This is a genomic window from Microcystis sp. BLCC-F210 (assembly GCF_042134685.1).
Lineage (GTDB): Bacteria > Cyanobacteriota > Cyanobacteriia > Cyanobacteriales > Microcystaceae > Microcystis > Microcystis aeruginosa_D.
This window is the reverse complement of record NZ_CP169647.1, coordinates 4,699,056-4,712,317: the sequence shown is the minus strand read 5'-3', so window position 1 is coordinate 4,712,317 and position 13,262 is coordinate 4,699,056. Positions and strand designations below refer to the sequence as shown.

10 protein-coding genes and 1 pseudogene are annotated in these 13,262 nt (G+C 41.4%); 8 read left to right on the top strand and 3 right to left on the bottom strand.

Features of this window, described 5'->3' with window-relative positions; translation table 11 throughout:
- Positions 1 to 269 precede the first annotated feature (269 nt).
- Positions 270 to 545, bottom strand: coding sequence for a hypothetical protein (locus ACE3JL_RS22955; RefSeq protein WP_150975383.1), 276 nt, complete (start codon positions 543 to 545; stop codon positions 270 to 272).
- Between the two features lie 376 nt (positions 546 to 921).
- Positions 922 to 1,482: a DUF721 domain-containing protein gene (locus ACE3JL_RS22950; protein ID WP_271991870.1), complete on the bottom strand. Its 561-nt coding sequence runs from the start codon at positions 1,480 to 1,482 to the stop codon at positions 922 to 924.
- Positions 1,483 to 1,684: 202 nt separating this feature from the next.
- Between ACE3JL_RS22950 and ACE3JL_RS22945 the strand changes: the two genes are divergently transcribed.
- The 3 genes from ACE3JL_RS22945 (at position 1,685) to phoU (ending at position 4,068) form a co-directional block, all read left to right on the top strand.
- A complete protein-coding gene (locus tag ACE3JL_RS22945; RefSeq protein ID WP_375328470.1) occupies positions 1,685 to 2,575 on the top strand; it encodes a hypothetical protein in 891 nt (296 codons plus the stop codon).
- A gap of 22 nt (positions 2,576 to 2,597) precedes the next feature.
- Complete coding sequence (locus tag ACE3JL_RS22940; RefSeq protein ID WP_271991866.1) at positions 2,598 to 3,254, top strand: PspA/IM30 family protein; 657 nt, start codon at positions 2,598 to 2,600, stop codon at positions 3,252 to 3,254.
- Between the two features lie 145 nt (positions 3,255 to 3,399).
- Positions 3,400 to 4,068 (top strand): phosphate signaling complex protein PhoU, encoded by a 669-nt coding sequence (gene phoU / locus ACE3JL_RS22935; RefSeq protein ID WP_271991863.1) that lies wholly within the window; start codon positions 3,400 to 3,402, stop codon positions 4,066 to 4,068.
- A gap of 49 nt (positions 4,069 to 4,117) precedes the next feature.
- Here the strand turns inward: phoU and ACE3JL_RS22930 are convergent, their stop codons facing one another.
- A complete protein-coding gene (locus tag ACE3JL_RS22930; RefSeq protein WP_271991860.1) occupies positions 4,118 to 4,987 on the bottom strand; it encodes an ABC transporter permease in 870 nt (289 codons plus the stop codon).
- 315 nt (positions 4,988 to 5,302) lie between these two features.
- On the opposite strand from ACE3JL_RS22930, the gene ACE3JL_RS22925 reads away from it, so the two are divergent.
- The 5 genes and pseudogenes from ACE3JL_RS22925 (at position 5,303) to ACE3JL_RS22905 (ending at position 13,259) form a co-directional block, all read left to right on the top strand.
- On the top strand, positions 5,303 to 5,779 hold the full coding sequence (locus ACE3JL_RS22925; protein ID WP_002747620.1) for an NAD(P)H-quinone oxidoreductase subunit N: 477 nt from the start codon (positions 5,303 to 5,305) through the stop codon (positions 5,777 to 5,779).
- Between the two features lie 270 nt (positions 5,780 to 6,049).
- Positions 6,050 to 8,236 carry a DNA cytosine methyltransferase gene (locus ACE3JL_RS22920; protein WP_375328469.1) on the top strand — a complete coding sequence of 729 codons (2,187 nt, stop codon included), beginning with the start codon at positions 6,050 to 6,052 and terminating at the stop codon, positions 8,234 to 8,236.
- A 32-nt stretch (positions 8,237 to 8,268) separates the two neighbouring features.
- Positions 8,269 to 8,754, top strand: a pseudogene (locus tag ACE3JL_RS22915) (DNA methyltransferase); the annotation flags it as partial.
- A 196-nt stretch (positions 8,755 to 8,950) separates the two neighbouring features.
- Entirely contained in the window at positions 8,951 to 9,733 is a 783-nt protein-coding gene (locus ACE3JL_RS22910; RefSeq protein ID WP_271988561.1) for an FkbM family methyltransferase, read from the top strand.
- Positions 9,734 to 9,797: 64 nt separating this feature from the next.
- Entirely contained in the window at positions 9,798 to 13,259 is a 3,462-nt protein-coding gene (locus ACE3JL_RS22905) for a type ISP restriction/modification enzyme (protein ID WP_375328468.1), read from the top strand.
- Positions 13,260 to 13,262: the final 3 nt, after the last annotated feature.

Below are 13,262 nucleotides of genomic sequence, written 5' to 3'. Positions count from 1 at the left end.
CCTGTCCATTGCATAACAGAAACCGAAGAACCTGAATTATGAATTGGAGAGATGGGAGTGGGGAGACCACTTCGTCTGCCTTGCGGGGGGAGATGGGGAGAATAAATAAAAATAACCTCCTGACTACTGCCTCTTGCTTTTCCTAGCTTTATCTTGGTAATCAACTCATCTACTATCTCAAAAATAGCGCCCTGAAAGATGTGGGAGGGTGAATTCATATTTTGAATGGGCAACGCCAATTTTTTGCTTCTGTTTAGGCCCCAGATCTTCTAAACTGCGATCGGTTGTCGGGGAGCTTGACGACGAGGGGAAACCACCACGGGAGTGGGCGACACTGCACAGGTTAATTCTAGAGACTGTTCTAAACTAACCACCCGATTGAGTTGTTGCCATTCAGTGCTAAAAGGAGGCATCGCTAGAGCGCAGGCTTTCCAATGAGCTTCGACGGGAACATCTAGTTGTTGACAAGTGCCACCGCGCCGACCTTGGGTTTGATAGTATCGGCAGTATCGACAGGAAGAAGTAAGAAAGTTTGCGGGTTGCATGGGTTGGCTTTAAAAGGAAGATGATTATAGGGAACTCAAGGGATGACTCTCTTTTTGCTCTGTGTAATATTGTCCTACCCTGTGCCAAGGGTATTTTTCTGACTAGCACAGCTAGAACTGATATGCCATATAGTTTCTAGTGATCCCCAAAAAAAATTTTGTTTTTAGAATCTTTTAATAGTTGCTTTGCAAAAAGCAGCACTGTCTCAAAACTGAAGAGTTTAACTCAGTTGTAGTCGAGGTTATTGGGTCTAGTATCGGCGATAACAAAGCGGGGATCAAGCCTTAGCCGAATAGAATTGATGAATACAGGGTCAATTAAGACAGAAAAGATAGTCCTATTGATTCCCGACTCAAAAGCACTCTTTCCACAAGACTATTCAGAAATTGAATCTTTTACCCCGCCGGACTGGGCAAAACAAAAAGCACAACATTGCCAACGCTCAAGCTCTCCGGAGGGACTGGGAGACTGACAACGAGGACAAATTGGCCAAGATCGGGTTCTATGACTTATTTTCTGGCTCCAAGTCTCTAAACTGTGCGGTTGCGGGGGATTTTCTGGCAGTTTTTCTGGGACAACATAACTAGGATGATCTCTCAGGGATTTAGGTGCGATCGCTTCTAAAGGAATTAACTGATTATCTTGCTGCCAACGGGCAGCAGAAAAACGGATATCGCCCAAGGGAGTCTCTAACTGACTATTAAGCCGTTTTAATAAGCTATAGCGCTGTAAAGACAATTCCTGGGCTAAAGCGGCGCTACTGGTAGCCACCGATAAAACCCCGCGATTGAGGGAAAAAGGCCGGGTTTGCTCCAGCAGACGGGGATTAATAATTTTTGGCCACAATTGCAACACTTGCTCATAGTGGCGATATTCTTCCCAACCCACCTGTTGAGTAATAACCGCTAAAATTTTGTCAAGAGAATGTAAAGACATGGGGAAAATCTAGAGAGTAAGCTGTTTGTAATTTAAATTGCTTGTTGAGACGAGGCAAAAGGCAAGAGGCAAAAGGCAACAGTAAAGGGATTGGGGGGGTTCGGCTAATCTAAGAATAAGCGGTTTAAATGCGTCTTAGCTTACCACGTTAGACTAGGACGAAAAAACCTGCTAACCTTCCAGCATAACCTTTAATACCGTCATGAAATCCGATCGATCCCCATCCTCCCAAGATTTGCCTCTCTCGATCGTCCATCAACCCAGTTCAGCCATTGATCCCGCTCAGGAACCAGAATACTTAGAAGCTGCTGTCATTAACGTCTATCCCCCAGCTAAAGATGTCTTTTTTACCTCTTGGGGCATCCGGGCAATGGTGATCTTTTTAATTGCTAATAGTCTCCTTAGTCTCAATCAATGGTTAACCAACACCACCCCCACCCCGAGGAAAGCTGAGACTTCGCTGCTGGATCAGCACAAAAATAACTCCCGCCACCTCGATCGATTGATAGCGATCGCTCGTCCAGTAGAGAAAACGCCTCAAACCAGTGCGATCGCTAATATTCCCGCTCCTCCCGTTAAAACTAGCCCGATAACTAACATTCCCGCCCCACCAGTGGTTCAGAGTCCCCCCACCGCTATCAATCTGACTAATGCCCTCTTACCCCCGAATCCGCCACCATCCCCAATGCCGGCCCATCAATTACCCGTCAGTAAGATCAAGCAATCTTTACCCGTCGCCCCCCCGGACCCCAGTACCCCGCCCGCATCTTCCCTAGTTTCCGCACCACCGCCACCACCGCCCCAAGTCACCCCCGCCCCCTCGACTGCGATCATTAACGAACGAATGTTAGAGGAATTACGCCAAAGAGAGGAATCACCCGCTAATTTACCCTTTTTTCAACGGGAAAAAGCCCGTCGTCTGGCTAATCAAAACCGACAGGATGCCACGGAGTTAATGAAACAGTTACCGCCAGAATTACAAGCATCCCCTTCTCCCAGTAGTCCGGCACCTTCAGAAACAGCCGATCCCTCCCAGTCCCCCGTCCCTAGTTCTATCATTATTGATAGGAGCGGCACTTCAGTAAACTATTAGGGTTACTATCGGGAGGACGGTAATGGGTTTTTTCGATCGCATGGGCCAAGCAATTCGCGCCCAAGTCAATAGTCTGATTCAGGAAAATCAAGATCCAGAAAAACTGCTGGAAAAGGCGATCTTGGAGATGGAAGGGGAATTGATGCAAATGCGACAAGCTCTGGCGGCAGCCGTCGCCACCCAGAAACGCACCGAGCGCCAACGACAACAACAGGAAAAAGGGGCGCAAACTTGGCACGAACGCGCCCAATTAGCTCTACATCACGGTAACGAAGAACTAGCCCGCCAAGCTCTCAGCCAATGGCAAACCTATCAAAGTCAGATCGCCCCCCTAGAAACCTCCCTGCAACAACAAACGGCTATTATACAAAAGTTAAAGAAAGAACTCTTGACAATTGAACGCAAATATGCTGAGATGAAAGCACAGAAAAGCCTTTATCTGGCTAGGTTGCGATCAGCGAGTGCCAGTCAAAAAGCCCAGGAAATTATGGGCAGTTTGAACAGCAGTCAGATGGGGACTATTTTCGAGAAATTAGAAGCAAAAGTCCTAGAAGCCGAATCCCAAGCTGATTTAATCCGGTATAAAGACCCTTTAGAGGGACAATTTCAAGATTTAGAGGGACAAAAACAAATTGAAGCGGAATTACTTAAGTTAAAACAAGAGAACTTGGACAGATGATGGCGGTTGGTGAGAGTGGGGAGAAAAAGTCTGATGGCTAGAGAGAAAAAAAATCTGTCAAGTTCTCCAGACAACTGTACAAAATCGAAAATTTTCTTGTTATCACTGTAGAGAAAGAGTAGTTTTATGTTACGCCAATCCGACCGTGAGCCTATCCAAAGAAACCAATCATCCCGATCGTACCTATTTCGCTCGTTCTCTCCAGCGATTGGAACAGGATGTGCTGAGAATGGGAACCTTGGTCGAAGAATCCTTTCGTCTTAGCCATCAATCCCTTTTTGCTAGGGATTTGGAAACGGCGAAAAAAATCGCCCCCCTTGACAAGGAAATCGATCGCTACTATCGCCAAATCGAGTTAGATTGTGCCACTCTCATGACTCTACAGGCTCCCGTAGCCCAAGATTTGCGGCTTTTAAGTGCTTTTATGCAGTTAGTGCGCGATTTGGAACGTATCGGCGATTATGCCAAGGATTTAGCCGAAATAGCACTCAAATTATTCGCCTATACTCCCCACGATTGTATGAGTGAGATCGAGGCTATGTCCCACCATGCCCAGTATATGTTAGCCACGAGCCTTGTTGCTCTGGCCGACCTCGATCAAGAAGCAGGTCCAAAGGTGAAAGAACTAGATAATACGGTCGATCGAGCCTATGATTATCTCTATCACACTCTCGCCCATCAAAGAGATATCAAGGGTGTGGTGGAACCAATCTTGCTGATGGCTTTACTCATCCGTCATCTGGAACGCATGGCCGATCACGCCACCAATATCGCCCAAAGGGTATCTTACATCGTTACCGGACAGAGAGGCTGAGGGTGTGGAAGTTCCTGAGATGATTTCCCTCGAACTCTGGCCTTCGCTTTTAGCGTTTACGACTCAGGGGGTTTAAAATTTCACTTAACCCCTCTCCCAAGAGGGATAAACCCACCACCATCGTGGTCATTGCTAATCCGGGGAATAAAGTAGTCCACCAGATACCCGTAGATAAATCCGCCAAAGCTTCCTTGAGATCATGACCCCATTCCGGGACTTCTTCTGGTAATCCTAAGCCTAAAAAGCCTAAACCGCCTAAAACTAGGATCGCATCTGCTGCGTTGAGGGTGAAAATAACTGGGACACTCTGGACGACATTAAAGAAAAGATATTTTGATAATATACGACCCGGTGTAGCTCCGATCGCTCGGGCTGCTTCGATAAATAACTCATTTTTAACGCTGGCGGTTTGATTTCTGACTACGCGAAAATATTGGGGAATATAGGCAATACTAACAGCGATCGCTACATTGAGGATACCACGACCCAAAACGAAGGCCAGAGCCACTGATAATAATAACCCCGGCAAGGTGTAGAGGGTATCCATGAGAAAGAGGAGAACGCGATCGATTTTACCTCCCAAGTAACCGCTAATTAGTCCTAAAGGAACCCCGATGACTACAGATAATCCTGTGGCCAAAAATACCACGGACAAGGCTGCTCGCGCCCCGAATAGGGTGCGGGAAAAGACATCATAACCGCGCACATTCGTCCCGAACCAATGGGCGGAACTAGGGGGTTGTAGGGGATAATTGCTTAAAATGTCGGTTGGATCCTGAATCAGTCCGATCGCTTGCAGAAGGGGCGAAAACAGGGCAATCAGGATAAAAATAATTGTCAATACCAACCCAACCCCTAGGAGCTTAGTGGTTAGGTTGGGTTTCAGAAAAGGATCGATCGGCAATTTAACAGGAGTCATCGACAAAATTTAGGCATTGCATAGAACGCTAATTGTAGAAGACAAGGCTAACCTGTTACAAGAGCAGGGTTTTTTCAGACAGCCGGGGCCGAAACGATCATAAACCAAAGAAAGACTGCTAAAGCTAAAACAGTTAGTTTAATCAGGATATAAAGCAGTCCGTTGGGATAAAGGAGATCGTGAAACATATTGCCTCCTCGGGAGAAAGTAACGATTGTTTCTCTCTCACACTCCGATCTTAAGTCTTTTTCTGTTCCACTGACGCACAACTTAACAAAACGTGCGATTATGGGGAAAAAGATTTTTTTACTAGCTATGGCACTACTGACCACAGGAAAACCATTTATTCGCGATCTGGAACAATACGGTGCTTTAGGTGTTTACGCACCCTTAGAAGGGGGTTACGAGGGACGCTATCAAAGACGTTTGCGGGCCACTGGTTACAATGTCCTGCATATCACCGCTAGAGGTCTGGGCGATTTGAGTGCCTATCTTACCGGCATTCATGGAGTCCGTCCCCCCCATTTAGGTAAAAAAAATATTGGTCGGGAAGCAGCTGTCGGGCCGGTTTATTTTATTCCTCCCATTGCTACCTATCAATTGGAAAATTTACCCCCCAAATCTAAAGGTTTAGTGATTTGGATTATTGAAAGTTTTGTTTTATCCTCGGAAGAAAAACAATACTTAATTAATCTTAGTCAACAGGAACCTCGGTTAAAATTTGTCCTCGAATTGGGTGGGGAAAGATATTTCCGGTGGCAACCTTTGAGCAAATCTTTAATCGCTGCCTAGAATTAATTAGGATTGGCTGAATAAATCTAAAAACCTTTTTGGATAACACTTTTAGACTTTTTGGAAATCAAAAAGTACCGGACTGGGAGTGATCAAGGGAAAAATTCAGGTACTTTTTCCCTGAAAATTAGGTAGTTGACTAGGGCGGTTCGGCGGTTCAGACCTCGACGTGAGCTTTTGTCGAAGTCTCGCCGTGGAAGCCTGCCCCCACGAAAAACTTTTTCGGCCAACCCTATTTACTTTGGCTATCTTTGGTGTCATAATTTTGCAATGACAAACGAAAAACTCAGATTTATCGATCTTTTTGCTGGTATTGGAGGATTTAGATTAGCTTTCGAGAGCGTTGGTTATGACTGTGTATATTCTTGTGAAATAGACGAAAACTGTCGAAAAGTATATTTCAATAATTTTCAAGAAATTCCCGATCAAGATATTAGAAAAATTGCTATCCATGACCTGCCTGATTTTGAAGTGTTGACAGCAGGATTTCCCTGTCAACCCTTTAGCATTTCTGGAAAACGAGCCGGATTTAGAGATACAAGGGGAACTCTATTTTTTCACATCTGCGAAATAGTCGAATTAAAAAAGCCGAAAATAATTCTTCTGGAAAATGTTAAACACCTAATTCACCTCGACAAAGGCAAAAACTTAGATATTATTTTGCATTCTTTGGAAGAACTGGGTTATTTAGTTGATTATAAGCTCTTAAATGCCAAGGATTTTGGTGTGCCGCAAAATCGAGAAAGAATTATTATTATTGCTACCCAAAATAAAAAATTTAATTTCAACTCATTAAAATATACTTCACCAATACCTAAGTTACGCGATTTTCTGTCTCCTCAAGGCAATTTTGAATACTTAGATAAAAAAGAATATACTCTCATTGATAATCCTACCTTACAACCATCAGGATTAATTTTTGTCGGTTATCGCAATAAAACTATCTGGAAAAAAGGTATCAGACCAAATACAGAACATTTATCCCGGGTTCATCATCAACCTAACCGAATTTATTCGATCGATGGAGTACATCCTACTATACCATCTCAGGAAACATCTGGACGTTTTTTTATTTATATACCCGAACAAGATCAGGTGCGTAAATTAACTATCCAAGAATGCTATCGACTGATGAAGTTTCCCGATAGTTTTCAAATTCATCCTAACTTAGCTGAGTCTTATAAACAGGTGGGTAATTCGGTTTGTATTCCCATGATTCAAGAGTTGGCTATTGCCATTAAGAAACATATTTTTGAAACCAATTCTAGAGTATCCTTAAAGGAGTTTTCTCTTTCTCGTCAGAATATTCAATTGGAAATTATCGGATTAAATTTTATGAACCATAAAGAAAAGTTATTAGAAATTTATGACCAATCCTTAAATTTAGATGATCGGCAACCACTGCTCCCTCAACCCTATCAAAACTATATCCAACAAATTGCTACTAATTGCTCAAAACAAAAGGGATTTTATACGGTTTTAATAACTTTATTAGTTCATAAAATTCTCTATCCTAATCAAGATATTAGATACCATCAAACTAATTTACCTGGAGGATTTTCAGGAAGAACTATTGATACTCAGTATATTACTCCCACCTTGAAACAATTGGGATTACCAGCTATGGCAGAAAGTGGCTGGCTAACTCGTTCTTTAGAACAACCCTTTCCCTATACTTTAGATTATCAAGGTAAAATTAGTAATCAAAAAACCAAAGATGCTTTTCTGGGTTTAATTGATTTTATTGAAACTAATCCTCAACAAGCTGAAGTTATTTTAAGGCTTTTACTTCATCAAGTTAATCAGATTATCCAGACCCAAAAGATTAAAATTTTGAAGATAGATAATCCTGAACCTTTTGACATCAACACTTTGAGCAGTTGCTTGGAAAATCATTTTAGTTTCAATTATCAAACTCGTGGAGCTTCCAAATTACCTGTTTTAGCCCTATATGCAATTTATCAAAGGTTAATTATAGAAGTAGAAAGATACAAATCCTGCACATTAAAACCCCTAGGCAGTCACACAGCTTCTGATCTAACTTCTGGTAGTGCAGGAGATATTGAGATTTTTGATAAAAATAAACAATTAGTAGAAGTTATTGAAATTAAGCATGATAAGTACATTGATTTACAAATTCTCCGAATTGCCAAAGATAAAATTATTAAATTTAATCCGAGAAGATATTATATCCTATCATCGTTTGATGTTAAACCCACAGAAGTGGAGTTAATCATGTCTGAGATTCAAACTATCAAAAACAATCATGGTTGTCAAATAATCACCAATGGTATTATACCGACAATTAAATATTATCTGAGACTGATATCATCTCCAGAAGAATTTGTCAATAGCTATTCCCATCTAATTGAAATAGATTCGGAATTACAAACTATTCATAAATTAAAATGGAACGAAATTTTATCTAATCTTATTTCTCCAATTGAACAAATCTAAACTAGCGAGCTATACTATGGCCAAAATATACCATCTCTGGTGACAGCCTTTCTTACGTCAATTATTTTCGCAATCTGCACGAAATCCACTCCTCCCAAGCAGCGGTAAAAGAAACCTCCTACTACGGCACTCTCGAAACTCTCCTCAACGAAATCGGTAAAACCCTAAAACCGCGAGTGCGCTGCATTATCAACCTTAGAAATCAGGGTGCGGGATTGCCGGACGGGGGACTTTTTAACGTCGATCAATTCCCCAAAAATCAAGAATTAGAGCCTTTTACGGCGATTTTTCCCGAAAGAGGCGCGATCGAGATTAAGGGAACCAAAGAAGATGTCAAAAAAATTGCCGCCAGCGAGCAAGTACAAAAATACTGGCAAAAATACGGTCAAGTATTAGTCAGCAATTATCGCGATTTTCTGCTCATCGGTCGCAATAGCCAAGGTCAACCGGTAGAATTAGAAGCCTATAGTTTAGCCCCGTCAGAAGCCGAGTTTTGGCTAAAAACTTCAAATCCATCCAATGATTAATTTTTTGACTGCGGAGTTGATTAATGGCCATGCTGCCCATCCCTACCACCTATACTAGCTATACCCAAGCACAAGAACATTTTGTGCCGTATCTCCGAGTAAAATACTCCTTGACTTTTTGAAAAATCCATGGTAGAATTTACCAGACACTTTAGATATACTTTACGCAAAACCGTAAGAACTCAAAATGCCAAACATTAATAAGATTTTAGGGGATTACGCCTATAGCTTTAAAAAGTTACTGCCGCAAAATATTATCGATTCTTTAAACCAGAGTTCTTTATATAAAATTTTACGGGAGAAGCGACTTACCAGTCGAAAAAGTTTATCGCAAGCTGGACAGGACTACTGGGTCATTAATGAGGCCTTCGATCACAAAGAGAAGGGTTATTTTGTCGAGATAGGTTCTGCGGATGGGATAAAAATCAATAACACTTATTTATTAGAAAAATGCTATCAATGGTCGGGCATTTGTATTGAGGCAAACCCGATATATTTTGAACAGCTAAAAATAAATAGAAGTGCTATTTGCTTGAATGTTTGTGTGGATGACCGAGAGAAAGAAATTGATTTTATTTGCAGCGATCTTCATGGAGGAATTATCGATGAAGATACCGATAATAGAAAAAAAGAAAACATTAAAAATGCAGAAGTCAGACGGTTAAGAACGAAAACTTTAGCGAATATTTTAGAGGAACACGAAGCTCCTGAGGTGATCGATTACCTGTCTATAGATGTAGAAGGTGCTGAAACTAGAATTCTCGCAGATTTCCCCTTCAACAAGTATATTTTTAATAGTATGACTATCGAGAGGCCGAGTGAATTTCTGCATAACTTGTTAATCGAAAAAGGATATGTATGGGTTAAGTTGATTCCTGGATTAGATAGTTTTTATATTCATAAATCTTTTCGAAAAATCTATGGATTAAATCAAAGCAATTATTACAGAACTTTGCAATCTATGTATTAGATATTCAGCACTCTGTTCGTAACTGGGTAATTATTCTTAACTGGGTGATGTTCCTGCCACTTTTATGAATCCCCTCGTCAATTATTTTCGCAATCTGCAAGAAATCCACTCCTCCCAAGCAGCGGTAAAAGAAACCTCCTACTACGGCACTCTTGAAACTCTCCTCAACGAAATCGGTAAAACCCTAAAACCGCGAGTGCGCTGCATTATCAACCTCAGAAATCAGGGTGCGGGATTGCCGGACGGGGGACTTTTTAACGTCGATCAATTCCCCAAAAATCAAGAATTAGAACCTTTTACGGCGATTTTTCCCGAAAGAGGCGCGATCGAGATTAAGGGGACCAAAGAAGATGTCAAAAAAATCGCCGCCAGCGAACAAGTACAAAAATACTGGCAAAAATACGGTCAAGTATTAGTCAGCAATTATCGCGATTTTCTGCTCATTGGTCGCAATGGCCAAGGTCAACTGGTAGAATTAGAAGCCTATAGTTTAGCCCCGTCAGAAGCCGAGTTTTGGCTAAAAACCTCAAATCCATCCAAATTTGCCGCCGAACAGGGTGATAGCCTCTTAGAATACCTAAAGAGAGTGCTTTTACAGGCGGCTCCTATCACCTCACCGGCCGATGTTGCTTGGTTTCTTGCTTCCTATGCGCGGGACGCAAAAGCACGCTTAGAACATCATTCCGATCTTCCCGCTCTGGCCAATATTCGTCAAGCTTTAGAAAATGCCCTCGGTATCAAATTTGAACGGGAACAGGGAAATAAATTTTTTCGTTCTACCCTCGTGCAAACCCTCTTTTATGGTTTATTCTCCGCTTGGGTATTATGGCACAAGGAAAACCTCAATCGCGAGGATAACTTCGATTGGAAATCCGCAGCCCACCATCTCCATGTTCCCATGTTAGCGATCCTATTCGAGCAGATCGCCGCACCGAGTAAGTTAAAATCTTTGGGATTAGTAGAAGTTTTGAACTGGACCGGTGCAGCTCTAAATCGAGTGCGACGAGAGGAATTTTTTCGTCAATTCGATGAGGGACAAGCGGTACAGTATTTCTATGAACCATTTTTGCAAGCTTTTGATCCGGATTTACGCAAAGAATTGGGAGTTTGGTACACTCCTCCGGAAATTGTTCGCTATATGGTAGCGCGAGTCGATCGAGTTTTACGAGAAGAATTAAATATCGAGGACGGTTTAGCTAATCCCGATGTTTATATTCTCGATCCTTGCTGTGGCACTGGTGCTTATTTAGTCGAGGTTTTGCGCTATATTACCGATACTTTACATGAAAATGGCGCGGGTGCTTTAGCCATGGCTTTGGTGAAAAAGGCAGCCATAGAAAGAATTTTCGGTTTCGAGATTTTAACCGCTCCTTTTGTCGTCGCTCATCTACAATTAGGTTTATTCCTGCAAAGTTTGGGTGTACCTTTAATAGAAGATAGTGAACGGGTGGGGATTTATCTGACTAATGCTTTAACCGGTTGGCAACCTCCCGATGAGGAAAGTAAACAGAAAATTCAACAGCTACAATTGAGTTTTCCAGAGTTAAATAAGGAACGAGAGGCAGCTGATGAAGTTAAGCGCGGTAAACCGATTTTAGTTATTCTCGGTAATCCTCCCTACAATGCTTTTGCTGGAACCAGTCCCGCAGAAGAAGCAGGTTTAGTGGAATTGTATAAACAGGGTTTAATCTCCGATTGGGGGATTAAAAAGTTTAATTTGGATGAGTTATATGTGCGCTTTTTTCGTTTAGCAGAAAGATGTATTTCAGAAAATACCGGTAAAGGGGTTGTTTGTTATATTTCTAACTATTCTTGGGTTAGTGAACCTTCTTTTGTTGTCTTGAGACAAAATCTATTAAAGAATTTCAATAAGTTTTGGATCGAAAATATGCACGGAAATCGCAAAATTTCTGAATATGCACCCGATGGTAGAACCAGTGAGACAATTTTCTCAATACCCGGATTCTCAGCAGGAATTCAACAGGGAGTGGTGATTTCTCTTTGGTTGAAAAATAGTTCTCAGCAAGGAACTAAAGTCTTATTTCGAGATGATATTGATGCAGCTAAAGCAGTTGAAAGAAGGTCACAACTTTTAGAAAGCTTAAATAATCAAGATTTTGATTCTTTGTATCAAGTCTCTAACCCAGAAACATCTAATCGTTATTCTTTCCGTCCCTCCGATGTTTCCTCTCACTATTTAGCATGGCCAAAGTTAACAGATTTATCTGATGAAGCTCCAATTACAGGTTATAAAGAGAATCGCGGCTATAGTTTTATTGATAGTGATAAAACTATTCTTTCGGAAAGAATAAGTAAATACTTTGATCAAAATGTTTCATGGGAAGAATTAGCATCACTTAATACAGGTTTAACTAAAGATGCAGCTCGATTTGATGCCAAAAAAGCCAGAGATAAAGTCTTAAAGTTACGCAAAAAATTTAATCCTAAAATGCTGTTACCTTATCTGCTCAGACCCTATGAGGTTAAATGGTGTTATTATACTCAAATCAGACCCCTTTGGAATGAGTCTAGACCTTCGCTATTTATTCATCAATTTCAAGGTAATTCCTTTTTAGTCAGTCGTCCTGCTGGTGTTGCCTCTCCCGAAGGAATACCATTTTATTTTACTAACTGTTTAGGAGACTTTGACTTTATTAGAGGTCATGCTTATCACTTTCCTATACGATTACGTCAAAATTTAGAGAAGGTGAATACAGAAGATAATACTCAAGGAAAATTATTCGATTCCAGTAACTTTAATAGTCCTTCAATAAAAGCTAATCTCTCGGAAAAATCTCGTCAATACTTAAATCAACTGGGTATTAATAATCTTGATGAAAATATCGAGAATGCCTCCTTAATTTGGCTGCACTCGTTAGCGATTGGATACTCTCCCTTGTATCTTCGGGAAAATGCCGACGGTATTCGTCAAGACTTCCCAAGGATTCCCCTTTCCAATAGCCAAGAATTATTAATTAAATCTGCTGAACTAGGACAAGCGATCGCCTCTCTTTTAGACACAGAAAACCCCGTTATAGGAGTCACCAAAAAACCGACCCCTGCACTGCAAAAAATCGCCTTGATTTCCTGCACTGATGGGGGAAATTTAAACCCAGATAAGGGGGATTTAATTATTAACGTCGGTTGGGGACATGGGGGTAAAAATGGCGTGACAATGCCGGGTAAAGGAAAAGCGATCGCCAGACAATATACAACCGCAGAAATGAGCGTAATTAGCCCAGAAATGCGAAAATTATTAGGAACGACAACCTATGATATTTATCTCAATGATCGAGCCTATTGGCAAAATATACCAGTCCGAGTGTGGGAATATACCATCGGGGGTTATCAAGTCATTAAAAAATGGCTAAGTTATCGCGAGGAAAAATTATTAGGACGGGGATTAACTATCGCAGAAGTGCAGGAAGTAAGCGAGATGACTAGGAGAATTACTGCGATTATTCTCCTAGAATCAGACCTAGATAATAACTACCAAAATATCAAAACAGCCGTGTATTCTTTTTAATTA

Coding starts and splice junctions, on each gene's coding strand:
- ACE3JL_RS22955 (WP_150975383.1), bottom strand. CDS start 545: ATGCAACCCGCAAACTTTCTTACTTCTTCCTGTCGATACTGCCGATAC.
- ACE3JL_RS22950 (WP_271991870.1), bottom strand. CDS start 1,482: ATGTCTTTACATTCTCTTGACAAAATTTTAGCGGTTATTACTCAACAG.
- ACE3JL_RS22945 (WP_375328470.1), top strand. CDS start 1,685: ATGAAATCCGATCGATCCCCATCCTCCCAAGATTTGCCTCTCTCGATC.
- ACE3JL_RS22940 (WP_271991866.1), top strand. CDS start 2,598: ATGGGTTTTTTCGATCGCATGGGCCAAGCAATTCGCGCCCAAGTCAAT.
- ACE3JL_RS22930 (WP_271991860.1), bottom strand. CDS start 4,987: ATGACTCCTGTTAAATTGCCGATCGATCCTTTTCTGAAACCCAACCTA.
- ACE3JL_RS22925 (WP_002747620.1), top strand. CDS start 5,303: ATGGCACTACTGACCACAGGAAAACCATTTATTCGCGATCTGGAACAA.
- ACE3JL_RS22920 (WP_375328469.1), top strand. CDS start 6,050: ATGACAAACGAAAAACTCAGATTTATCGATCTTTTTGCTGGTATTGGA.
- ACE3JL_RS22910 (WP_271988561.1), top strand. CDS start 8,951: ATGCCAAACATTAATAAGATTTTAGGGGATTACGCCTATAGCTTTAAA.
- ACE3JL_RS22905 (WP_375328468.1), top strand. CDS start 9,798: ATGAATCCCCTCGTCAATTATTTTCGCAATCTGCAAGAAATCCACTCC.